At 70.3% G+C, this 23,122-nt stretch carries 16 protein-coding genes; 6 read left to right on the top strand and 10 right to left on the bottom strand.

Annotated elements, in window-relative coordinates; genetic code table 11:
• Nucleotides 1–37: 37 nt before the first annotated feature.
• Nucleotides 38–1,255, bottom strand: coding sequence for a sarcosine oxidase subunit beta family protein (locus CGQ25_RS03105; protein ID WP_208711762.1), 1,218 nt, complete (start codon nt 1,253–1,255; stop codon nt 38–40).
• A complete protein-coding gene (gene glyA, locus CGQ25_RS03100; RefSeq protein WP_208711761.1) occupies nt 1,255–2,571 on the bottom strand; it encodes a serine hydroxymethyltransferase in 1,317 nt (438 codons plus the stop codon). Before glyA ends, CGQ25_RS03105 begins: the two co-directional genes overlap by 1 nt.
• Nucleotides 2,572–2,713: 142 nt before the next feature.
• Here glyA and CGQ25_RS03095 point away from each other — a divergent pair, with 142 nt between their 5' ends.
• Entirely contained in the window at nt 2,714–3,373 is a 660-nt protein-coding gene (locus CGQ25_RS03095; RefSeq protein ID WP_208712845.1) for a GntR family transcriptional regulator, read from the top strand.
• Nucleotides 3,374–3,684: 311 nt separating this feature from the next.
• On the opposite strand, the gene CGQ25_RS03090 is transcribed toward CGQ25_RS03095, so the two are convergent.
• Entirely contained in the window at nt 3,685–4,506 is an 822-nt protein-coding gene (locus CGQ25_RS03090) for an IclR family transcriptional regulator (RefSeq protein ID WP_208711760.1), read from the bottom strand.
• Between the two features lie 250 nt (nt 4,507–4,756).
• On the opposite strand from CGQ25_RS03090, the gene CGQ25_RS03085 reads away from it, so the two are divergent.
• The 4 genes from CGQ25_RS03085 (at nt 4,757) to CGQ25_RS03070 (ending at nt 12,527) form a co-directional block, all read left to right on the top strand.
• Entirely contained in the window at nt 4,757–8,623 is a 3,867-nt protein-coding gene (locus CGQ25_RS03085) for a hydantoinase B/oxoprolinase family protein (protein ID WP_208711759.1), read from the top strand.
• A gap of 143 nt (nt 8,624–8,766) precedes the next feature.
• Entirely contained in the window at nt 8,767–10,119 is a 1,353-nt protein-coding gene (locus CGQ25_RS03080) for an MFS transporter (RefSeq protein ID WP_255405536.1), read from the top strand.
• A gap of 160 nt (nt 10,120–10,279) precedes the next feature.
• Nucleotides 10,280–11,059, top strand: a complete 780-nt coding sequence (locus tag CGQ25_RS03075; RefSeq protein ID WP_208711758.1) for an N-carbamoylsarcosine amidohydrolase — start codon at nt 10,280–10,282, stop codon at nt 11,057–11,059.
• A gap of 109 nt (nt 11,060–11,168) precedes the next feature.
• Complete coding sequence (locus tag CGQ25_RS03070; RefSeq protein WP_208711757.1) at nt 11,169–12,527, top strand: MFS transporter; 1,359 nt, start codon at nt 11,169–11,171, stop codon at nt 12,525–12,527.
• A 144-nt stretch (nt 12,528–12,671) separates the two neighbouring features.
• On the opposite strand, the gene hxlA is transcribed toward CGQ25_RS03070, so the two are convergent.
• Both hxlA and hxlB read right to left on the bottom strand, forming a co-directional pair.
• Nucleotides 12,672–13,295, bottom strand: a complete 624-nt coding sequence (gene hxlA, locus CGQ25_RS03065; protein ID WP_208711756.1) for a 3-hexulose-6-phosphate synthase — start codon at nt 13,293–13,295, stop codon at nt 12,672–12,674.
• A 54-nt stretch (nt 13,296–13,349) separates the two neighbouring features.
• On the bottom strand, nt 13,350–13,946 hold the full coding sequence (gene hxlB, locus CGQ25_RS03060) for a 6-phospho-3-hexuloisomerase (protein WP_208711755.1): 597 nt from the start codon (nt 13,944–13,946) through the stop codon (nt 13,350–13,352).
• 124 nt (nt 13,947–14,070) lie between these two features.
• Here hxlB and CGQ25_RS03055 point away from each other — a divergent pair, with 124 nt between their 5' ends.
• Nucleotides 14,071–15,351: a LuxR C-terminal-related transcriptional regulator gene (locus CGQ25_RS03055; RefSeq protein ID WP_208711754.1), complete on the top strand. Its 1,281-nt coding sequence runs from the start codon at nt 14,071–14,073 to the stop codon at nt 15,349–15,351.
• 7 nt (nt 15,352–15,358) lie between these two features.
• On the opposite strand, the gene CGQ25_RS03050 is transcribed toward CGQ25_RS03055, so the two are convergent.
• From CGQ25_RS03050 to betA, 5 genes are read right to left on the bottom strand one after another with little or no spacing between them, the layout of a single operon-like run.
• Complete coding sequence (locus CGQ25_RS03050) at nt 15,359–16,912, bottom strand: aldehyde dehydrogenase family protein (protein ID WP_255405535.1); 1,554 nt, start codon at nt 16,910–16,912, stop codon at nt 15,359–15,361.
• Complete coding sequence (locus CGQ25_RS03045; protein ID WP_208711753.1) at nt 16,900–17,898, bottom strand: ABC transporter substrate-binding protein; 999 nt, start codon at nt 17,896–17,898, stop codon at nt 16,900–16,902. Before CGQ25_RS03045 ends, CGQ25_RS03050 begins: the two co-directional genes overlap by 13 nt.
• 36 nt (nt 17,899–17,934) lie before the next feature.
• Nucleotides 17,935–20,001, bottom strand: a complete 2,067-nt coding sequence (locus CGQ25_RS03040) for an ABC transporter permease subunit (RefSeq protein ID WP_208711752.1) — start codon at nt 19,999–20,001, stop codon at nt 17,935–17,937.
• The gene (locus CGQ25_RS03035) at nt 19,998–21,128 is read right to left on the bottom strand and encodes a glycine betaine/L-proline ABC transporter ATP-binding protein (RefSeq protein WP_208711751.1); all 1,131 of its coding nucleotides are present in this window, start codon (nt 21,126–21,128) and stop codon (nt 19,998–20,000) included. Before CGQ25_RS03035 ends, CGQ25_RS03040 begins: the two co-directional genes overlap by 4 nt.
• A complete protein-coding gene (gene betA / locus CGQ25_RS03030; RefSeq protein ID WP_208711750.1) occupies nt 21,125–22,801 on the bottom strand; it encodes a choline dehydrogenase in 1,677 nt (558 codons plus the stop codon). The genes CGQ25_RS03035 and betA overlap by 4 nt, the downstream gene beginning before the upstream one ends.
• Nucleotides 22,802–23,122: the final 321 nt, after the last annotated feature.

Below are 23,122 nucleotides of genomic sequence, written 5' to 3'. Positions count from 1 at the left end.
GCTCGTGCTCCTTTCTGTGTCTGTCTGAGCCTGTGGCTCAGTGGGCCACGGCGGCGGCGCCGTGCTCGTCGATGAGGGCGCCGGTCTCGAAGCGCTCGAGGGCGAACGGCGCGTTGAGGGCGTGCGGCTCGTCGGTCGCGATCGTGTGGGCCATGGTCCAGCCGGCGCCCGGGGTGCCCTTGAAGCCGCCCGTGCCCCAGCCGCAGTTGACGTACATGCCCTCGACCGGGGCCTTGCCCACGATCGGGGACGCGTCGAGCGTGACGTCGACGATGCCGCCCCAGGTGCGCAGCAGGTGTGCGCGGGCGAAGATCGGGAAGAGCTCGACGGCGGCGGCCATCTGCTCCTCGATGACGTGGAACGCGCCGCGCTGGCCGTAGCCGTTGTACGAGTCGATGCCGGCGCCCATGACGAGCTCGCCCTTGTGCGCCTGGGAGACGTACACGTGGACATGGTTGGACATGACGACCGTCGGGTGCACCTTGTGGTGGAGCTCGGAGACGAGCGCCTGGAGCGGGTGCGACTGGATCGGCAGGTCGAAGCCGGCGAGCTTGGCCAGGACCGAGGAGTGGCCTGCGGCGCAGAGCGCGACCTTGCCGGTATTGATCGTGCCGCGGTTCGTCTGGACGCCGACCACGCGGTTGCCGTTCTTGACGAAGCCCGTGACCTCGCAGTTCTGGATGATGTCGACGCCGAGCTCGTCGGCCTTGCGGGCGAAGGCCCACGCGACGTGGTCGTGCTTGGCGATGCCAGCGCGCGGCTGGTAGGTCGCGCCGAGGACCGGGTAGCGGATGTCCTCGCTCGTGTTGATGATCGGGCAGAGTTCCTTGACCTGGTCGGCGTCGAGCCACTCGGCGTCGACGCCGTTGAGCTTGTTCGCGCCGACGCGGCGGACGGACTCGCGCACGTCCTGGAGCGTGTGGGCGAGGTTCATGACGCCGCGCTGGCTGAAGAGGAAGTCGTACTCGAGCTCCTCGGGCAGGGCCTCCCACAGCTTGAGGGAGTGCTCGTAGATCGCCGCCGACTCGTCCCACAGGTAGTTCGAGCGGATGATCGTGGTGTTGCGGGCCATGTTGCCACCGGCGAGCCAGCCGCGCTCGAGCACGGCGATGTTGGTCATGCCGTGGTGGGCCGCGAGGTAGTACGCGGTGGCGAGGCCGTGGCCGCCGCCGCCGACGATCACGGCGTCGTAGGAGGGCTTCGGGTCCGGGTTCCTCCAGAGGAAGTCCGGGTGTTCGGGCAGGAGGTCCGCCATCACTGGGCTCCGTTCTCGGTTGCGGCCCCGGACTCGGCCGGGGTCAGGTGCGGGTAGAGGGGGTGCTTGTCGGCGAGGACGGCGACGCGGGACCGCAGCGCCGCGGCCAGCTCGTCGTCGAACTCGGGCTTGAGGGCGGCGGCGATGATGTCGGCAACCTCGGTGAACTCGGCGGCGCCGAAGCCGCGGGTGGCCAGGGCGGGCGTGCCGATCCGCAGGCCGGAGGACACCATCGGCGGGCGCGGGTCGAACGGGACGGCGTTGCGGTTGACCGTGATGCCGATCCGGTGGAGGCGGTCCTCGCCCTGCTGCCCGTCGAGCTCCGAGTGGCGCAGGTCCACGAGGACCAGGTGGACGTCGGTGCCGCCGTTCACGACGCCGATCCCCGCCTCCGTGAGGTCGGGCTGCGTGAGGCGGTCCGCCAGGATGCGCGCGCCCTCGAGCGTGCGGCGCTGGCGGTCGCGGAACTCCTCGGTCGCAGCGAACTTGAAGGCGACGGCCTTGCCGGCGATCACGTGCTCGAGCGGGCCGCCCTGCTGGCCGGGGAACACCGCGGAGTTGACCTTCTTGGCGAGGGCGGCGTCGTTGGTGAGGATGATCCCGCCGCGCGGGCCGCCGAGCGTCTTATGGGTCGTCGTCGTGGTGACGTGGGCGTGCGGAACGGGGTTCGGGTGCAGGCCGGTGGCGACGAGGCCCGCGAAGTGGCTCATGTCCACGAGCAGGAAGGCCCCGACCTTGTCCGCGATGCGGCGGAACTCGGCGAAGTCGAGCTGGCGGGAGTAGGCGGACCAGCCCGCGATCATGAGCTGGGGCCGGTGCTCGACGGCGAGCCGCTCGACCTCCGCCATGTCGATCCGGTGGTCCTTCTCGGAGACCTGGTACGGGACCACCTTGTAGAGCTTGCCGGAGAAGTTGATCTTCATCCCGTGGGTCAGGTGCCCGCCGTGCGCCAGGTCGAGGCCCATGATCGTGTCCCCGGGCTGGATGAGCGCGTGCATCGCCGCAGCGTTCGCCTGGGCGCCCGAGTGCGGCTGGACGTTCGCGTACTCCGCGCCGAAGAGGGCCTTGGCCCGGTCGATCGCGAGCTGCTCGATCACGTCAACGTGCTCGCAGCCGCCGTAGTAGCGCTTGCCCGGGTAGCCCTCGGCGTACTTGTTGGTCAGGACTGAACCCTGCGCCTCCATGACGGCCGTCGGGGCGAAGTTCTCCGACGCGATCATCTCGAGCGTCCCCTGCTGGCGCCCGAGCTCAGCGGCGATGGCTGCCGCGACCTCGGGGTCGGCCTGGACGAGCGGCAGGTCGAGAAGGTTCTCCACGGTGCCTCCTTGGTCTGTCGTCTGCTTGATACCGGAAGTGATATCTAACTAATCATCAACTGATATATTAGTTCTGGCATCGATACTATGGTTCACATCACAGGGGAGTCAAGCGCACCCCGGAAGGAGGCGAAAGGTGACCATCACAGCCCATGCCGAGACGGCCGGGGCGTCCGCCTCATTCGCCGAGCAGGCGTACCTGACCGTGCGGGACCGGCTCATCATGCTCGAGATCAAGCCCGGCGACCCCATCAACGACACCGCCCTCGCCGCCGAGCTCGGGGTCGGCCGGACGCCGGTGCGTGAGGCGCTCAAGCGGCTCGAGGTGGACCACCTCGTGGTGTCCTACCCCCGCCGCGGCACGTTCGCGACCATCGTGGACATCACCGAGCTCGCCGATGTCTCCGAGATCCGCGAGCAGCTCGAGCCCCTCGCGGCCCGCCGCGCCGCCCGGGACGCGTCGCCGGCGATGCGCGCAAAGCTGCGCGAGACTGCCGACCGCATCGAGTCGCTGTCAGAGCCGCTCGACCAGCGCGAGCTCATGCGCTACGACATCACGGTCCACCGGCTCATCTACGAGGCCGCCGGCAACCCGCACCTCACCGACACGCTCATCCGGTACGACAACCTCGCCACGCGCATCTGGTGCCTCGTCCTGGACAAGGTTCCCTCGGTGGCAGGGCACGTCAAGGAGCATGCCGATCTGCTGCGCGCGATCGCAGACGGTGACGAGGAGACCGCGGGACGCATGGCCCTCGAGCACGTCACGAGCTTCGAGACCACGATCCGCCAGGCCCTCTGACCCGCCGAGGTCACCCCCTGTGGCCCCGACGTCACCCCGTGTGAGCCCGGCGTCACCCCCTGTGGCCCCGACGTCACCCCCTCTGGCGCCGACGTCACCCCCTGTCGCGGCGAGGGCGGGGCGTGTGATGCCAGCGCCGCATCCCGGCCTCGCCTAGGCGGTCGGAAGTGCGGTTCCCATCCATAAGTCGCCGTTTCGACGACTTGTCCGCGCCAACGGCACTTGCCACGTCGGCCGATGCCCATCCCATAGACCCGATCCCACCCGCTCGGAGGCCCGAATCGCGGCATCGGGCGGCAGCCCGGCGGAGGTCAGGCCTCGGCGCGCTTGGCCCCGTACCCGAGACGCGCGGAGACCCGCCCTGCAGTCCCGACGACGGCCGCGGCCAGCCGCTCGGCGACCTCGCCCTGGGCCCGCGAGCGCGGGGCGGACGCCGTCACGCAGCCGACCATGCGCCCGCGGTAGTCCCACACGGGGGCAGACACGCCGAATTCCTCCGGCGTTGTGGCGCCGTCGTTCACCGCGACGCCATCCGCCGCGACCGTGGTGAGCACATCCAGCGCCCGCCGGGCGGCGGCAGTCTGGGGGCCGGCGTCGTGCGCCCCGGGCAGCACCACGGCACCCGAGGCGAGCAGCTCGCGCGCCGCGTCCGGGGTGAGCCCAGCGAGGAACACCTGGACTGAGGACGAGGCGAACTTGTTGTAGCGCGTACCGATCGACGCGGTGTGCTTGACCTGATGCGGGCTCGGGACCTGCTCGACGACGATCGCCTCCTCGCCGTTCCACACCGCCAGCGCGCTGGTCTCCCCGGTCTGCTCGGTGAGTTCCTCGAGGTAGGGCAGCGCGGCGCGGCGGACGTCGAGATCCGCGAGCAGGGGGCCGGACAGCGCGAGGAGTCCCAGCCCGAGGCGGTAGCGGCCGCTGGCCTCGTCACGCTGAACGTATCCCGCCTCCGCGAGGCCGGCGAGGATCCGGGAGACGGTGCTCTTGTGCAGCCCTACGCGCTGCGCGATCTCGGTGACGCCGAGGATGGGCTTCTCGATCGAGAAGGCCTCGAGCACGCCGAGGCCGTTGAGCAGGGATGCAGCCGCCCCCTGGGGGGCCTCATCGCTCGTGCGGGGGCGTCCTACCACAATGCACTTCCTAACGGTCGGCTCGGCTGAACCATCTTAGAGTCCACGATCATCTTCGCCGCAACCCTTGTCCGATGCTAGGGCAGCAACTACTTTGGTGTCACAGCAACATCATGTGTGATGCACCTCACGGTGCGAAATGTCTTACCCGCCCGAAACCTACGTTGCTCTCTGCGCAAATACCTTGTGGAGTGAGCAACCCGCTACGTGCCGATCAGCCCACGACCGGCAGCATCGAAAGGAAAGCCACATGAAGCGTATAGGCGTTGACGTCGGCGGCACATTCACCGACCTCTACTTCTCCGACGATGAAGTCGGGGCTGTCGTCATCGAGAAGGTCCCCTCCACGCCCGACGATCCCTCGCGGGCGGTGATCGACGGCCTCAACCGGCTCGTCGCGAAGGCCGGCACGAGCCTGGCCGAGATCGACCAGCTCGTCCACGGCACGACGGTGGCCACGAACATCGCCCTGACGCACACCGGTGCCGAGGTCGGCATGATCACCACCGAGGGCTTCCGCGACATCCTCCACATCGCCCGGCACAAGAAGCCCTTCAACTTCTCGCTCCAGCAGGACCTCCCGTGGCAGTCGCATCCTCTCGTGAAGCGCCGCAACCGCCTCACTGTCAAGGAGCGGATCACCGTTCCGAACGGGGACATCCTCGTCCCGCTCGACCCGGCCGAGGTGCGCGAGCGCGTACGGCAGCTCAAGGACGCCGGCGTGGAGGCCATCGCGGTGTGCCTCCTCCACTCCTACCTCAACCCGATGCATGAGCAGGCGATCAAGCAGATCGTCGCGGAGGAGTTCCCCGAGGCGTACCTGTCCGTCTCGAGCGAGGTCGTCCCGCTCTACCGCGAGTTCGAGCGATTCTCCACGACCGCCCTCAACGCCTATGTCGGCCCCAAGGTCTCCAGGTACCTCGACCGCCTCGCGAACGAGGTCAAGGCACTCGGCTACCAGCGCGAGGTCCTGCTCATGCAGTCCTCCGGCGGCATGACGCCCATCTCCCAGGCCGCCAAGCAGCCCGTGAACCTCCTCATGTCCGGCCCGGTCGGAGGCCTCATCGGCGGCATCTGGGCCGGCCGGCAGGCGGGCTTCGAGAACGTCGTCACACTGGACATCGGCGGCACCTCGGCGGACATCGGCGTCGCGCCGCAGGGCACCCTGCGCATGCGCCACCTCCTCGACACCAAGGTCGGCGACTACCAGGCCATGGTGCCGATGGTGGACATCGACACCATCGGCGCTGGCGGCGGCTCGATCGCGTTCGTCGACGACGGCGGCATCTTCCGCGTCGGCCCGCAGTCTGCGGGTGCCCGGCCGGGCCCCGCCTGCTACGGCCACGGCGGCACCGAGCCGACCTCGACGGACGCGCAGCTCGTCCTCGGCCGCCTCCGGGCGCGGCGCAGCCTCGCGGGCGGCGACATGAAGCTCGACGTCGACCTGGCCCGCGACGCGATGTCCAAGGTCGCGGACCGGCTCGGCATGAGCATCGAGGAGGCGGCGCTCGGAGCGCTCCAGATCCAGAAGTTCGGCATGAGCCAGGCCATCGAGCTCAACTCCGTGCGCCGCGGGTACGATCCGCGCGACTTCACGCTCGTCGCGGCGGGCGGCGCCGGGGCCCTCTTCGCCTGCGAGATCGCGGCCGAGCTCGACATCCCGCATGTCCTCGTCCCGGCCCACCCCGGCATCATCGCCGCGACGGGCCTGCTCGCCACGGACCAGAAGTACGAGTTCGTCGCGACCGCGCGCTACTCGCTGCCGGACGCGGACGCCGCCGGCCTCCAGTCCCGCTTCGACTCCCTCGCGCTCGAGGCCAAGCACCAGCTCTCCGCCGACGGCGTCCCCGCCGAGCGGCAGAAGCTGCGCCGCCTTGCGGACGGCCGTTACGAGGGCCAGGGGTACGAGGTCCGCTTCGAGGTCCCCGACGGCGAGGTCACGCCCGAGTGGCTCGAGGGCCTCGTCGAGCTCTTCCACGAGGCGCACGAGGCCGAGTACGGCCACCGCTTCGCCACCGGCGGCGTCGAGATCGTCAACATCCGGGTCGAAGGCATCGGCACAATGGACGAGCTGCCCGCACCGAAGGCCGAGGGCACGACGACGGCGCTCGCCGACGCGATCGTCGACCGCCAGTCGGTGGTCTTCGACGAGGGCGGGAAGGCCGTCGGCTTCGACACCCCGTACTACGACCGCTCCAAACTGGGCGCGGGGGTGCGCATCGAGGGCCCGGCCATCATCGAGCAGTACGACTCGACCGTCGTCGTGCCGCCGCACTTCTCGGCCGCGATCGATCCGCACGGCAACATCGTCATCGATTGCCCGAAGAAGGCCGCGGCCGACGCGGAGGGCGGCGAGCTTGCGACCCCCATCCTCATGCGCGTGATCGGCGGCGCGTTCAACTCCATGGCCAAGGAGATGGCCTCGGTCCTGTTCCGCATGTCCTACTCGTCGATCATCCGCGAGTCCGAGGACCTCGGCGCGGGCATCTTCGACGCCGAGGGGCACGTGCTCGCGGAATCCGACTCCACCCCGATGTTCATGGGCGCCATGCCCAAGATCGTCCGCGGCGTCATCAGCGTCCTGGGCGACGACATCCACGAGGGCGACATCATCCTCCACAACGACCCGTACCTCGGCGCGACCCACTCCCCCGACGTCGCGATCATCATGCCGATCTTCCACGAGGGCGAGCGGATCGGCTTCGCCGGCGCGTCCGGCCAGCTGCTCGACATCGGCGGCGCATTCCCCGGGCTCGCGATCGACATCGTGGACAACAAGGCGGAGGGCCAGATCTTCCGGGCGCTCAAGATCCAGGAGAAGGGCGTGCGGCAGGAGTCGCTCCTGAAGCACATCCTCGGCAACACGCGCACGCCCACCCACAACGCGGGCGACCTCGAGGCCATGATCGCCGCGTGCGAGCTCGCCACGAGCCGCTTCCTCGACCTCACGCGCCGCTACGGCCGCGAGGCCATCGAGCAGGCGGGCCAGGGCTGGATCGACTACTCGGAGAAGATGCTCCGCGCCGAGATCGCCAAAGTCCCGGACGGCGTCTACGAGACGGAGGTCGGCTACCTCGACGACGACGGCAAGAACTACGGCGAGAAGCTGCCGATCAAGGTCAAGGTCATCATCGAAGGCGACGAGATCACCTACGACCTCACCGGCTCGAGCCCCCAGGTGCCCACCGCGTACAACTGCCCGTTCGAGGGCACCACAGTGTCCGCGTTCACGTTCATCACGCGCATGATCTTCCTCGACGAGGTGGCCCACAAGGTCTTCGTCCCGCAGAACGAGGGCATGCTCAAGCCGGTGAAGGTCATCGCCCCCGAGGGCACGATCTTCAACCCGACGTACCCGGCGGCGTGCTTCGCGCGCTTCGCCCAGGTGCAGCGCGCCGTCGACCTCGCCCTCCGCGCCCTGTCCCCGGTCCTGCCGCAGCAGGTCACGGCGGGCAACTCGGCCCACATCCACTTCATCTCCTACTCGGGCTGGAGCGAGAAGGCGGGCGAGTACTGGGTGTACCTCGAGGTCAACGAGGGCTCGTACGGCGGCCGGCCGGACAGCGACGGCCTGGACTCCGTGGACAACCTCATCGCGAACACCCGCAACAACCCGATCGAGGAGCTCGAGTGGCGGTTCCCGATGCGCACGGACCGCTACGAGCTCCGCAGCGACCCCGCGGCCGCGGGCGAATTCCGCGGCGGGATCGGGATCGTCCGCGAGAACACGTTCCTCACCGACACGGTGGTCACGTGCGAGGGCGAGCGGCACGAGTCCGACGAGCCGTGGGGCGTCTTCGGCGGCCACGACGGGCTCAACGGCTCGCTGACCAAGAACCCGGGGCGCGCCGGCGAGGAGAGCTGGCCGTCCAAGGTCACCGCCCGCCAGCTGCACGCAGGGGACTCCCTCGAGATCACGGTCCCGAGCTCCGGCGGCTACGGCGACCCGCTCAAGCGCAGCCCGGAGCAGGTCCTCTCGGACGTCCTCGACGGCTTCACGACGCTCGAGCTCGCCGAGCGCGACTACGGCGTCGTGATCGACGCCGCGACGATGACGGTCGACGCCGCACGCACGGCGCAGCGCCGCTCCGCGGCGACGGTCCACGCCGCGTCGTGAGCGCGTTCTAGGAAAGAGCAACACCCAGCAGTACCGCACTGAATCCACTCACTGGGGCGGCCGGGGGGACGCACAGCGTCCCTCCCGGCCGCCCCTTTCCCTGCCCACTTCCCACCGATAACCGCCTCACCCCAGGAGTACTCATGGAACCGATGGAAAGCACCCTCGACCCGACCACGGCGTCTGGGTCACCGCGCACACGCACGACGGCGGCGCCTCCCCCCGCGGGAGAGCTCACCGCGCGCGACGTCCGCATCGCCACGTGGATCTGCTTCTTCGCCTGGACGTTCGCCGTGTACGACTTCGTCCTGTTCGGCAACCTGCTGCCCGTCCTCGCGGCGGAGGTCGGCTGGGCCCCCGCACAGTCCACGGAGGTCAACACCTGGGTGACGGCCGGGACAGCCCTCGTCGCATTCGCAGTCGGCCCGCTCGTGGACCGGATCGGGCGCCGCAAGGGCATCCTGATCTCCGTGATCGGTGCGGCGATCGCCTCGCTCCTGACGGCCGTCGCAGGGTGGGCTGTCGGCGTCGTGGGCGGGCTCGGGGTCGTGCTCCTCATCCTCGTGCGCTCGGCCGCCGGCCTCGGCTACGCCGAGCAGTCGGTCAACGCGGCGTACCTCAACGAGCTCTTCGCGCACGCCTACACGGACCCGGCCAAGGCGCGGCGCCGCGGCCTGATCTACTCCCTCGTGCAGTCCGGCTGGCCGATCGGCTCGGTGCTCGCGGCGGCGTCGATCTACCTCCTGTTCCCCGTGGGCGGGTGGGCGCTGTGCTTCATCGTCGCCGCCTTCCCGGCCGTCTTCATCGTCATCGCGGGGCGCTGGCTCAAGGAGAGCCCGCAGTTCGAGGCGCACCGGCACGCGAACACGGGCGGCGGGTCTCCCCTCGCCGAGGCGTTCCGGGGCGAGTCCCTGCGGTCGACCGTGGTGATCGGCCTGTCCTTCCTGCTCAACTGGGTCGGCGTCCTCGTCTTCGCCATCCTCGGCACGTCCCTGCTGAGCGCCCCGGACGGCAAGGACATCCCGTTCACGAACGCCCTGGTGATCCTCGTCGTCTCCAATGCCACCGCGTTCGCCGGCTACGTGTTCCACGGCTGGCTGGGCGACAGGATCGGCCGGCGCAACACGATTGCCCTCGGCTGGATCCTGTGCGGCGCGTCGTTCACGGCCATGCTCCTCGCGCCCTCGGGGAACTTTGGGATCGTCGTCGCGCTCTACAGCGCAGGGCTGTTCTTCCTCATCGGCCCGTTCTCCGCCCTGCTGTTCTTCAACGGCGAGAGCTTCCCGGTGCGGACCCGTGCCACGGGCGGCTCGATCATCAACGCCGGGGGGCAGGTCGGGGCCATCGTCAGCAGCTTCCTCATCACGCTCGCCCTGGGTGCCGGCTGGAGCTGGACTACCGCGGCCTTCTGGATCGGCTGTGTGCCGATCTTCGCCTCCGGGCTGCTCATCCTCGCCGCGAGGAACGTCAACCCCCGCACCGTCCGCCAGGACTAGCCCCCCGGGCGCGAGAAGAAAGTCCTCCGCACCTCTTGTATGTTGCTGAAAGAGCAAATAGATTGGTGATACAGCAACAGACGAGGTGCACATCACACAGCTACCAGATGTTGCTAAGACAGCAAATACCTACCGAGCAGAGCAAATGAAGGAGTACGCCATGAGCCAGGACGTCGCAGTGAGCCAGGACATCGAAGCCCGCCTTGCAGCAGTGCTGGAGGAGGCCTTCGAAGCCGGCACAGACATCTACAACGAGCGCGGCTTCAAGCGTCGGATCGGCTACGGCAACCGCCCCGCCGTCATCCACATCGACCTCGCGAACGCCTGGACCCGCCCGGGCCATCCGTTCAGCTGCCCGGGCATGGAGACGATCATCCCCAACGTCCAGCGGATCAACGAGGCCGCGCGCGCCAAGGGGGTCCCGGTCTTCTACACCACCAACGTGTACCGCAACCGCGACGCCTCCTCCGGGACGAACGACATGGGCCTGTGGTACTCGAAGATCCCCGTGGAGACCCTTCCGGCGGACTCCTACTGGGCCCAGATCGACGACCGCATCGCGCCCGCGGAAGGCGAGGTCGTGATCGAGAAGAACCGCGCCTCGGCGTTCCCGGGGACGAACCTCGAGCTCTTCCTGACCGCCAACCGCATCGACACCCTCATCGTGACCGGCGCGACCGCCGCCGGGTGCGTGCGCCACACCGTCGAGGACGCGATCGCAAAGGGCTTCCGCCCCATCATCGCCAGGGAGACCATCGGCGACCGCGTCCCGGGCGTCGTGCAGTGGAACCTCTACGACATCGACAACAAGTTCGGCGACGTGGAATCCACGGACTCGGTGGTGGAGTACCTCAACCGCCTCCCGCAGTTCGAGGACACGGTCCCCAAGACCCTCGCGGACCCCCAGCCCGAGGTCCAGGCCCCCGCAGACCCGGCCTGAGCCGCACCGTGCAGCGCCCGCCGTCTTCAGTGACGGCGGGCGCTGCGCATAATCTGGCGTCGAGTACCCCGGACGCCCGCAGATGATCCCCAGCCCCCGGGAGCCCTCCATGAACCCCGCAGTCCCCTCCACCCCTGGCGGCGCGACCGCCCCCGTCCCCCAGTCGGTGCTCCGCAAGGTCACCGGCGCCGCAGCCGCTGGCACCGTCGTCGAATGGTTCGACTTCGCCGTGTACGGCTTCCTCGCGACCCAGCTCGCCCACGCCTTCTTCCCCGCAGGAGACGACGTCGTGGGCCTGCTCCAGACCTTCGCCGTGTTCGCCGTCGCGTTTGCGCTCCGGCCCCTCGGCGGGGCCGTGTTCGGAGTCCTCGGCGACCGGATCGGGCGCAAGCGCGTGCTCGCCCTGACCGTCCTCCTCATGTCCGGCGCCACCATGGCCATCGGCCTCCTCCCGACGTTCGGTGCCGTCGGCGTCCTCGCACCTCTCCTGCTGACCCTCGCCCGGAGCGTCCAGGGCCTCTCCGCCGGCGGCGAGTACGCCGGCGCCGTCGCGTACGTGATCGAGCACGCGCCCGCCGACCAGCGCTCGCGCTACTCCTCCTGGATGCCCGCCGCCACGTTCGGCTCGTTCTCGGGCGCTGCCCTGCTGTGCTGGGGCCTCACTTCCGCACTCGGCACCGCAGCCATGAACGAGTGGGGCTGGCGCATCCCGTTCCTCGTTGCCGCGCCGCTCGGCATCGTCGCGTTCTACATCCGGCGGCGCCTCGACGAGTCGCCGGTGTTCCAGGAGGCCCTCGAGGCCCAGCGGGGCAAGGAGCATGCTCCGCTCCGGCGCACGCTCGCCCTCCAGTGGCGGCCCATGCTCATCCTGGGCGGATACATCGCCCTCACCGCGCTGAGCTTCTACACGTTCTCGACGTACATGACCACGTTCCTGCGCGAGGTGGTGAAGATGCCGGCGGACCTCGTGCTGTTCAGCAACGTCATCGCCCTCGCGTTCGCCGCCGCGCTCGCCCCGGTCCTCGGCCGCGTATGCGACCGGATCGGACGCAAGCCCACGATGGTCGCCTCGTCCGTGCTGCTCGGCGCACTCGCGGTGCCCGCGTACCTGCTGGCCTCCGGCGGGTCCTTCGGCATGGCACTCGGCGGACAGGCGCTGCTCGCCGTCGGCGCTGTGACGGCGAACGTCGTGACAGCCGTCCTGCTCTCGGAGGTCTTCCCGACCGAGGTGCGCTACACGGCGTCAGCCGTCACGTACAACGTCAGCTATGCAGTGTTCGGCGGGACGGCGCCGTTCGTCGCGACATGGCTGATCGCGGCCACGGGCAACCCCATGGCGCCTGCGATCTACCTGACGGTGATCGCTGCGGGGGCACTGATCGCGGCGTGGCTGCTGCCGGAGACGGCGCACCGCCCGCTCGACGCAGGCACGACGGCGCGCCACACCCCGGTCCACGATCGGGCCTGAGCGGCACAGCACGACGGACGCCCTGCCGCACAGGGAACGCCTTCAAGCGTTCCGCTCCGCGGCAGGGCGTCCTGTCGTCTGCGCAGGCGGCCTTCGGCGGCGCCTCGTCGAATGAACGAGACGTCAACCGCCGATGATCGATCGTCAGACGATGGCGGCCTTGAGCTGGCGGGCGGCCTCGGCCGGGTCCGCCGCGCCGTAGATCGAGCCGCCGGCGACGGCGACGTCCGCCCCCGCCCGCTGGACCGAACCGATGGTCGAGGCGTTGACGCCGCCTGCCACCGAGAACGGCACGCGGGCCAGCTCTCCGGCGGTCAGGAGCACGCTGAGGTCGTAGCCCGGCTTGGCCTGCTCGTCGAGGCCGGCGTGGAACTCGACGTACTTCGCCCCGAGCTGGCGCGCCTCCTGCGCGCGGGCAACCTTGTCCTGGACCCCGATGAGGTCCACGACGACGCCCTTGTTGTGCGCCCGCGCCGCCTTGACGGCGCCCGCGATCGTGGAGTCGTCGGCGCTGCCCAGGACCGAGACGAGGTCCGCGCCGGCCTTGAAGGCGAGCTCGGCCTCGAGTTCGCCGGCGTCCATCGTCTTCAGGTCCGCGAAGACCACCTTCGTGGGGTGGGCCTCCTTGACGGCGGTGACGGCCGAGAGGCCGGCGTTCTTCACGAGCGGGGTGCCCAGTTCGATGATGTCCACGTGCTCGGCGACCTGGGAGGCCAGCTCGAGGGCCTCGTCGACGGTGAGGACATCCATGGCGACCTGCAGCTTCATGTGGGTGTTTCCTTTTCTGTGTTTCCTGTGGCGGATGGGAGATGCGGGGGACGGCTATTCGATGTTGGCGTGCCGGAGCCAGAGCTCCTCGGCCGGCGTGCCGTCCGCATCCCAGAGGCTCTGGAACACGGCCTCCGTGGCGAGGAGCAGCACCTGCTCGAAGAGGCTCCCCGAGTATTGGCGCGAGACGGCGCCGCCGTGGTCGGTCTTCCGCGCTGCGGGGATCACGACGACGACGTCGGCCCGCGCGGCGAGCGGCGAGTCACGGTCGGTCGTGTAGGCGACGATGCGGGCCCCGACCGCGGCGGCGGTGCTCGCGGCCTTCACGACCCCCGCCGTGGCGCCCGAGCCGGAGGCCGCGATCAGCAGGTCCCCGGCGCGGATCGCCGGCGTCGTCGTGTCGCCGGCGACATGGACCTCGAGTCCGAGGTGCATGAGCCGCATCGCGGCCATCCGCAGCACGAGGCCCGAGCGGCCGGCCCCGGCGAGGAAGACGCGGGGTGCCTCGCCGATGAGGCGCGCGACGTCGGCCAGGTCGCCGCGGCGCAGCGCCCCGGCGGTGGTGAGGACCTCGCCGTGGATGAGGCCGAGGTTGTGATGGACGGCGTCCGCGGTGACGGGACGCGCCCGTGTGGTCGTCTGCACGCTCATACGCGCTCCTTTGCTGTCGGTCCGTGCATGCCTCCAGCATCCCGCCACCCACACGGGTGGGATAACTGCCCGGCCGGACGGTCGTGCCTACCCATTCGGGCAGTCGCAGCCCTAGACTGGCCCGATGGCCCCGACGCATGACGCACTCGCGCTCCTCGACGCCGCTGCGGACCTCGCCGACGCCCCGCTCCTGGGGATCGCGGAGGCGCTGCGGACCGCACTGGCACCGTATGTGCGCTGCTCCGCGCTCGTGATCTTCACCGAGGACTGCACGGGCCGCCCCCAGAAGAAGGCCGGGGCCGAGAACATCATCAGCCGGGTCTCGCTCGACGAGCTCGACGCGATCCGGTCCGCCCTTCCGGATCTGGCCCCGCGGCGCACCACAGAGCTCATTGCGGGCGAGCCGCGGCCCGTCCTGGCGGCACGGTCCACGACGAACGCGCTGCTGGTCCTGACCGACCCGGCCCCGGCGGCCGGGTGGCGGGACGAGGAGGCGATGCCCGCCGTCGTGCGCCTGTGGCACCTCGCGGCGGTGCGGATCCGCGACAAGGTGGCGGAAGCGGCGCCGTCGTACCTGCGGGAGTCCCGAGCGGCGAGCGCCGAGCGGTCCCGGCTCACGGCCGAGCTCACCGACCAGCACTCCACCACCCTCGAGACGGTCCTCGCCGCGCTGCGGTCCCCGCACCAGCCCGACGAGTCGGCACGGCGCGCGGCGACGGACATCGCGGCCGCGGCGCTCGTGCGGCTGAGAGCCTCGGCGGACCGCGCCGCCTCGCTGCTCGAGGAGCCGGTCGCGAGGGCCTTCGAGCGACTGCAGGCCGAGCTCCGCCCGCTCGAGCGCTTCAGCGGGATCTCACTGCAGTTCGTCGAGCCGCCCGCGGATGGGCGGGCGCTCCCCGGGGAGGTGGCGCATGCGGCCCGGGCGATTGTCAGGGCGCTCGTGCTCGCGATGGTCGAGCAAGACGAGGTGCGCCGGATCCGGATCCAGTGGGACTGCGACGGGACGAACCTCCTCATCGACCTCCGCGACGACGGGCAGGGAAGCCTCTGCCCCGCCCACGACGGCATGCGCCGCATCGAGCAGCGCGTCCAGGCCCTCGACGGGAGGCTCCGGATGGAGGCCATGCCGGGGTGGGGCGCGGACGTGTTCGTCTCCCTGCCCCTCGACGCGCCGAAGCCCCCATCCCGCGAGGCTGCGGAATGGGGGCTGGGCGAGCGCGAGGAACAGGTCCTCCAGCTCCTCGAGGGGGGCCTGCGCAACAGGGCCATCGCGGCAGAGCTGGGCGTCAGCGAGAACACCGTCAAGTTCCACCTGCGGAACCTTTTCAGGAAGCTCGGCGTGGGCTCGCGGGCCGAGGCAATCGCCGTCGCCGCCGAGGCCCGGCAGAGCGGCGCCCGCGCCTGAACCGTGGTCAGGCGGGGGCCGAACCCCCGAACCACCCGCTGGGGGCCGGGGCGATGTTCTGCCAGATGTGCTTTGCCTCGCGGTACTCGTCGAGGCCGGCGCGGCCGAGCTCCCGGCCGATGCCGGACTTGCCGAACCCGCCCCACTCCGCCTGGGGCACGTAGGGGTGGTAGTCGTTGATCCACACCGTCCCGTGCCTCAGCGCTGCCGCGACGCGCTGGGCGCGTGAGGCGTCCGAGGTCCACACGGCCCCGGCGAGGCCGTACTCGGTATCGTTGGCGATCGCGATGGCCTCGGCCTCGTCGCGGAACGTCTCGACCGTGAGCACGGGCCCGAAGGACTCCTCGCGGACCACGCTCATCCCGCGGCGGCAGTTGCCCAGCACGGTGGGCGGGTAGAAGAACCCGTCGGCCAGGGCGCCCTCGTCGGGGATGTACCCGCCGCACAGCAGCTCCGCCCCCTCGGCGAGGCCGGCCTGGACGTAGGCGTGCACCTGCTCGCGGTGCTTGGCCGAGATGAGCGGGCCGGCCTCTGCCTCGGGATCGAACGGTCCGCCGAGCCGGATCAGCTTCGCCCGCCGGACCACCTCGGCGACGAACCGCTCCGCGATCGGCTCCTCCACCACCAGCCGGGCCCCGGCCGAGCACACCTGCCCGGAGTGGAGGAAGACGGCGGTGAGGGCGTTGTCGACGGCGGCGTCCCAGTCCGCGTCGGCGAAGACCACGTTCGGGTTCTTCCCGCCGAGCTCGAACGCCACGCGCTTCACGGTCTGCGCGGCAGCGGCCATGATCGTCTGCCCGGTGGACAGCCCACCGGTGAGGGAGACCAGGTCCACGCGCGGATCTGCGCTCAGCGGGCCGCCCACCACCGATCCGCGCCCAGTGACGAGGTTCGCCACGCCAGCCGGCACGCCGGCCTCAGCGAGGGTCTCCATGAGCAGGATCGAGGTCGACGGCGTGAGCTCGCTGGGCTTGAGGACGAACGAGTTCCCTGCCACCAGGGCCGGGGCGACCTTCCACGCCGCCTGCAGCAGCGGATAGTTCCACGGGGCGATGAGCGCGCACACGCCCAGCGGCTCGTACACGACCCGACTGATCGCCCCCGGCCTGCCGGTGTCCACGACCCGGCCGGCGTCGAGTCCGGCGACCTTGCCGTAGTACCGGAAGCACGCGGCGATGTCGTCCAGGTCGTACTCGGCTTCGACCAGCCGCTTGCCGGTGTCCAGGGCCTCGGCGCGGGCGTAGGCGGCCTTGTCCCGCTCGAGGAGGTCGGCGACCCGCAGCATGACCGCGCCGCGCTCGGTGTCGGTCAGGCGCCGCCACGGGCCGTGGTCGAAGGAGGCCCGGGCACTGGCGATCGCCCGCTCGGCGTCCACGGCGCCGGCCGAGACGACGACGGCGACCTCTTGCCCGTCTGCCGGGCAGCGCACGGCAGAGGTGGCACCGTCCTGCGCGTTCTGCCAGGCCCCGTCCACGTACAGGCCCTTCGCGGGCCTGGCCGTTCGGTCCGGCGCCGTCGCGTCGCGGGTCTGTGCCCGGGGCTCCGTCGCTACTTCAGCCATGCCGCGACCTTGTCGGGGTTGGCGTCGATCCACTTCTTGGCGGCGGCAGCCGGGTCCATGCCGTCGCGGGCGATGTATCCGGAGACCGTGTTCTGGTCCTCATTGGTCCAGCTGAAGTTCTTGACCAGCTTGTACGCGGGGCTGCCTGAGTTGGCGAACTTCGTGGAGGCGATCTTGTTCAGGTCGTACTTCGGGTAGTCGCAGGCGACCTTGGCGGCGTCGGCGTCGCAGCCGTCGGTGTAGGCGGGGAGGTTGACCTTGACCAAGGGGACCTCGGCCATGAACCACTGGGGGTCGTAGAAGTAGCCGATGAGCGGGGTGTGGTTCTGCTCTGCCTGGCGGAACGCCTGGATCAGCGCGGGCTCGGAGCCGGCGTAGACCACCTTGAAGTTCAGGCCGAGGTTCTTCACGAGGGCCTCGTCGTTGGTGACGAACGAGGGATCACCGTCCAGGAGCTGGCCCTGGCCGCCGGACTCGGAGGTCTTGAACAGGTCCGCGTACTTGTTCAGGTTGGCCCCGTCGGTGATGTCCGGGTACTGCTTGGCCATCCATGGCGGGACGAACCAGCCGATCACTCCGGTGTTGCCGGTCGGGCCGGCGTCCACGGCCGTCTTCTGCTGCTTGATGTACTTCTCGGTCAGGTCGGGGTGGCCCCAGTTCTCGATGACGGTGTCCACCTCGCCGCTGCCGAAGCCCTGCCAGGCGACCTCTTCCTTGAGGGTCTTGTAGTTCACCGTGCAGCCGAGCTTCTCCTTGGCCAGCGTCCCGACGACGTAGGCGTCGGCCTCGTAGCCGACCCAGGGGTTCACGGCCATGTTGAACGTCCCGCACGGGGCGGCCCCGCCCGAGGAGGCGGTCGAGGCTGAGGAGATGTCCCCGCCGCAGGCGGTCAGGGACAGGGTCGCGGCGAGGACGACGGCGGCGGCGGCCTTCGCGGACCCGGTGCGCTTGAGCGGGCGGGTGCAGTGCTTGATCCAGGGTTTCATGGGGGTTTCCTTCGTGGGGGGGGGAGTTCGGTGGGACTAGACGCGGCCGTACCGGGCGGCGGCGTGCTGGGCGATGCGGTCGAGCATGACTCCGAGTGCGGTGATGGCGATTCCGGCGGCCAGGCCCTTGCCGAAGAGCTGGCCCTGGGAGAAGCCGGAGACGACGAGGTAGCCGAGGCCCCCGCCGCCGACGAGGCCGCCGACGACGACCATCGCGAGGACGTAGAGCAGGCCCTGGTTGGCGGCCAGGACGACCGCGGCGCGGGCCATGGGCAGCTGGACGCGGGAGACCATCTGCCACCCGGTCGTTCCCATGGACTCGGCAGCCTCCACGGTGACCGGGGAGACCCCGCGGATCCCGTCGGCGACGAGCTTGGTCGCGATCGGGACGCCGTACGCCAGGGCGGCGACGATGGCGGTGAAGCGGGTCGGGCCGAACAGGGCCAGGGCGGGGACGAGGTACACGAACGGGGGGATGGTCTGGAACGCATCCAGCACGGGGCGGATGGCCGAGTCGACGAGCCTGCTCCTGCCCATCCAGACGCCCACGGCGACCGCGGCGACGACCACTAGCAGGGTGGCCACGAGCGTGGTGGCGAGGGTCTTCATGCTCTCGTTCCACAGCCCGGTGCCCAGGATCACGGCCTCGCAGGCCAGGGTCACCGCTGCCGGGCGCCAGCCGCCGAGGGTGAAGGCGAGCGCGAGCAGCACCAGCGCCATCGCCCACCACGGCGACTGCGCCAGGAGCGACTCGAGCGGGTTGACCAGAACCGCGGTGACGGCCTCCCGGAGCCAGTTCGTGAAGCCCGAGAACGTCCCGACCGTCCAGTCCGTCGCGCCCGAGACCGCCTTCGCGAGCGGGCCGCCGAGGTCCGGCGAGGCGGGGAACTGGGCGAACGCGATGTAGGTGCGGGAGAGGTAGACGGCGACGGCGGCGGCGACGGCCCCGACGACGACGGCGATCCTCCTCCCGCGCCGGCCGCGCATCCCGGTCGGGGCGGTCCCGCGCTGGACGCGGGCCTCGATCCCCGAGCGCTCGGAGGCGGCCGTCGTCGTGCGGTCCAGCATGATCGCCATCAGCACGATCGCGAGCCCTGAGACGAACGCCGAACCGACATCAAGGGACTGCAGGGCCTGGAGCACGGGTCCTCCGAGTCCGGGGCCGTTGATGAGCGTCGCGATGGTGGCCATCGAGAGCGCCGCCATCGTGCACTGGTTGATCCCGACGACGATCGTGCGCCGCGCCATGGGCAGCTGGACCTTGAGCAGGGTCTGCCAGGCGGTCCCGCCCATGGACTCCACGGCCTCGAGCGTGACCGGGGAGACGGCGCGGATGCCGTGCTCGGTGATGCGCACGAGCGGCGGCAGCGAGTAGATGATCGTGGTCACGATGGCCGCGGCGGGGCCGATCCCGAACACGAAGGCGAGCGGGGCCAGGTACGCGAACGAGGGGAGGGTCTGCATGAGGTCCAGCACCGGGGTGACGACCGCGGCGGCCCTGCGGTTGCGGGCCGTGAGCACGCCCAGCGGGAGCCCGACGAGAGCGCAGATGGCGACGGCAACGAACGTCACGATGAGCGTGTCGATGCTCTGCTGCCAGTAGCCGAAGAAGCCGAACAGCAGCACGCACGCCGCCACGAGCAGCATCGACCGGACCCCGGCGGCCGCGAACGTCGCCCAGCCCAGGAGAGCGACGACGCCGAGCCAGCCGATCTCGGGCACGGGCCGCACCGCTGAGGGCTGGCTGAGCAGGTGCTGGAGGAAGGCGACGCCACCGTTGAGTCCGTTGGTGATCGGCTGGATGAGGTACTCGAACACGGCCGAGGTGCCCCGCGCGGCGTCGAAGCTGTCCCGGAGGCCGTTGAGCCACGTGTGGACATCGGTCCGCTCGGCCCCTCCCAGCTCGAGGGTCTGGGTGCCCCGCAGGGCCGCCCACGTCAGGATCCATGCGAGGACCACGGCGCCCAGCACGGCCGCGCGCCAGTGGCGGCGCAGTGCGCCGGTGCGTGTCGGCGGCCGCGTGGCGGGCTCGGCCGCGCGCTCCCGCGCACCGGCGGGCGCCGACACCGCGGCGTCCGCGCGGTCCGTGGTGACGGTGCTCATGCCGCACCCCCGGCCGCGGCCGCCGCCGCGCCGCCGAGCGCGGCGGGCTCCTCGGCGACGACGACGCGGAGGACGTCCTCGTCGTCGACCACGCCCAGGAACCGCTCCCCCTCGAATACCCTCACCGGCAGCGCCGAGGCAAGGACCTGCCGGGCCGCGTCCCGCACCACGCAGTCGGCCTGCATGACCGGGCCCTCGAGGGACTCGCCGGCCCGCGGGGGCCGGACCACATAGCGCAGCGTGAGCACGTGCGAGCGGGGCACGTCGGAGACGAAGTCGCGCACGTAGTCGTCGGCGGGGTTCGCCACGACCTCGGCGGGCGTGCCGATCTGGACGACCTCGCCGTCGCGCATGATGAGGATCCGGTCCCCGAGCTTGAGTGCCTCCTGGAGGTCGTGGGTGATGAAGACCATCGTCTTGCCCACCTCCTCGTGCAGGCGGCAGACCTCGTTCTGCATGTCGCGCCGGATCAGCGGGTCCAGCGCCGAGAACGGCTCGTCGAAGAAGAGGACCTGCGGGTCCACAGCCAGCGCGCGGGCGAGCCCGACGCGCTGCTGCATGCCGCCGGAGAGCTGGTCCGGGAAGGAGCCCTCGTAGCCGGACAGGCCCACGAGGTCCACCATCTCCTGGGCCCTCGCGAGCCGCTTCGGCTTCGACTCCCCGCGGACCTCGAGGCCGTAGGCCACGTTGTCGATCACCTTCCGGTGCGGCAGCAGGCCGAACTGCTGGAAGACCATGGCCATGTGGTTCCGGCGCATCTGGCGCAGCCTGGCCCTGCCCGCCCGGGTGACGTCCTCGCCGTCGATCGTGACGGTGCCCGCGGTGGGCTCGATGAGCCGGGTCAGCAGGCGCACGAGCGTGGACTTCCCCGAGCCGGAGAGGCCCATGACGACGAAGACCTCGCCAGGGGCGACCTCGAACGAGACGTCCTTCACCGCCGCCAGGCACCCGGTCTTGGCCTGGAGCTCCTTGCGGCCCAGATGCTCATCGGGGGAGCCGATGATCCTGTCCGCCTTCGCCCCGAAGATCTTCCACAGCCCCTCGACCTTCAGCGCGGGCTCTCGGGAGTCCCGGCCCGCGGCGGCGTGGCGTCCGGTCGAGGTGGGATCCAGGACGGTGGCGCTCATGCTGCCTCCTCGGTCTGGGCCAGTTCGTGGCGGTGGTAGGCGAGGTCCTCGGCGGGGAGTGCGCGTCCGAGGATGTGGTCAGCGGCCTTCTCGGCCAGCATCATGACGGGGGCGAAGATGTTCCCGTTGGTCACATAGGGCATCGCGGAGGCGTCCACGACGCGCAGGCCCTCGGTGCCGTGGACCTTCATGGTCAGTGGGTCCACGACGGCCATGGGGTCGGAGTCGGGGCCCATCTTGGCGGTGCAGGAGGGGTGGAGGGCGGTCTCGGCGTCGCGGGCGACCCAGTCCAGGATCTCCTGGTCGGTGGTGACTGCGGCGCCGGGGGAGATCTCCCCGCCGTTGAACGGGGCCATGGCCGGCTGCCGGAGGATCTCGCGGGAGACGCGGATGGCCTCTATCCACTCGCGGCGGTCCTGCTCGGTGGAGAGGTAGTTGAAGAGGATGGAGGGGCGCTCAGCGGGATCGGCGGAGCGGATCCTGAGGTGGCCGCGGGCGTCGGAGTACATGGGGCCCACGTGGACCTGGTAGCCGTGCTGGACGTCGGCCTTCTTCCCGTCGTAGCGCACGGCCACCGGCAGGAAGTGGTACATGAGGTTGGGGTAGCCCACCTCGTCGTTGGAGCGGACGAACCCGCCGCCCTCGAAGTGGTTGGTCGAGGCCGGGCCGGTGCGGCCCAGGAGCCATTGGAGGCCGATGAACGGCATCCTCCACAGGTCCAGGGACGGCTGCTGGGAGACGGGCTGCAGGCACGCGTGCTGGATGTAGACCTCGAGGTGGTCCTGCAGGTTCTCCCCCACCCCGGGCAGTGCGACGCGGGGCGCGACCCCGACCGACCGCAGGTGCTCCGGGTCGCCGATGCCTGCGAGCTGCAGCAGCTGCGGGGTGTTGAACGCACCACCGCACAGGATGACCTCCCCGCCCGAGACCACGTGCTCCTGCCGGCCCCGGCGGTAGCGGACGCCGGTGGCCCGCGTGCCGTCCATGACGATCCCGGTGACGAAGGACAGGGTCTGCACCGTGACGTTGGGCCGCCGGCGCGCCGGACGGAGGTAGCCGCGGGAGGCCGAGTAGCGCTCGCCCTTGTGCACATTGCGGTCGAACGGGCCGAAACCCTCCTGGCAGAAGCCGTTCACGTCCTCGGTGCGGGGGTAGCCGGCCTCGACGGCGGCGTCGAAGAACGCCTGGAACAGCGGGTTCTCCGCCGGGCCGCGCTCGAGGATCAGCGGGCCCTCGTGGCCGCGGTACGGGTCCTCCGGGGCTGCGGCGAGGCAGGTCTCCATGCGCTTGAAGTAGGGCAGGCAGTGAGCGAAGTCCCAGGTCTCCATGCCCGCGTCGGCGCCCCACCGCTCGTAGTCCAGCGGGTTCCCGCGCTGGAAGATCATCCCGTTGATGGAGCTGGACCCGCCCAGGACCTTGCCGCGGGCGTGCGCCACGCGCCGGCCGCCCATGAACGGCTCCGGGTCGGACTCGTAGCGCCAGTCGTACAGCGGGTTCCCACTGGGGAACGTCAGCGCCGCCGGCATCTGGATGAACAGGTCCCACGGGTAGTCGCTGCGCCCCGCCTCCAGGACCAGCACTGTGCGGTCCCCCTCCGCACTGAGCCTGTCCGCCAGGACCGAGCCGGCGCTGCCACCGCCGACGATGATGTAGTCGTACTGCTTGCCTGACATGATGTGCGCAGCTCCTTGAACGGGGGGTTTCTTTCCAGCGGGCATGCCTTCTCCTTCATCACTTGCAAAAGATGCAACAAGCTTCGGCATGCACAACAGTGATCTGCTTCACAGAGGGCTGTCAAGCGTTTCGGGAAGCCGGAGAAGAATGTCACGAGCCCGAAACACGGGCTGCGGCCAGAGCGTTGACCAGAGGCGAAAGGCTCCTTAGGCTGGGCAGGTATATCAGACGTGTACCTGAGCCGTGAGCGTCGATGCGTCCGCGCCCGAGCGGCTATGGTCGTCTAGGCACCGTCCCTCAGACCCATCTGGAGGTTCCTT

It is taken from the genome of Sinomonas sp. R1AF57 (assembly GCF_002224485.1).
GTDB lineage: Bacteria > Actinomycetota > Actinomycetes > Actinomycetales > Micrococcaceae > Sinomonas > Sinomonas flava.
This window is presented reverse-complemented; position numbering and strand designations above follow the sequence as displayed.

Bases quoted from the DNA above. Each gene is read 5' to 3' on its own strand.
- CGQ25_RS03105 (WP_208711762.1), bottom strand. From the start codon at position 1,255: ATGGCGGACCTCCTGCCCGAACACCCGGACTTCCTCTGGAGGAACCCG.
- CGQ25_RS03085 (WP_208711759.1), top strand. From the start codon at position 4,757: ATGAAGCGTATAGGCGTTGACGTCGGCGGCACATTCACCGACCTCTAC.
- CGQ25_RS03080 (WP_255405536.1), top strand. From the start codon at position 8,767: ATGGAACCGATGGAAAGCACCCTCGACCCGACCACGGCGTCTGGGTCA.
- CGQ25_RS03075 (WP_208711758.1), top strand. From the start codon at position 10,280: ATGAGCCAGGACGTCGCAGTGAGCCAGGACATCGAAGCCCGCCTTGCA.
- CGQ25_RS03070 (WP_208711757.1), top strand. From the start codon at position 11,169: ATGAACCCCGCAGTCCCCTCCACCCCTGGCGGCGCGACCGCCCCCGTC.
- hxlA (WP_208711756.1), bottom strand. From the start codon at position 13,295: ATGAAGCTGCAGGTCGCCATGGATGTCCTCACCGTCGACGAGGCCCTC.
- hxlB (WP_208711755.1), bottom strand. From the start codon at position 13,946: ATGAGCGTGCAGACGACCACACGGGCGCGTCCCGTCACCGCGGACGCC.
- CGQ25_RS03055 (WP_208711754.1), top strand. From the start codon at position 14,071: ATGGCCCCGACGCATGACGCACTCGCGCTCCTCGACGCCGCTGCGGAC.
- CGQ25_RS03050 (WP_255405535.1), bottom strand. From the start codon at position 16,912: ATGGCTGAAGTAGCGACGGAGCCCCGGGCACAGACCCGCGACGCGACG.
- CGQ25_RS03045 (WP_208711753.1), bottom strand. From the start codon at position 17,898: ATGAAACCCTGGATCAAGCACTGCACCCGCCCGCTCAAGCGCACCGGG.
- CGQ25_RS03040 (WP_208711752.1), bottom strand. From the start codon at position 20,001: ATGAGCACCGTCACCACGGACCGCGCGGACGCCGCGGTGTCGGCGCCC.
- CGQ25_RS03035 (WP_208711751.1), bottom strand. From the start codon at position 21,128: ATGAGCGCCACCGTCCTGGATCCCACCTCGACCGGACGCCACGCCGCC.
- betA (WP_208711750.1), bottom strand. From the start codon at position 22,801: ATGTCAGGCAAGCAGTACGACTACATCATCGTCGGCGGTGGCAGCGCC.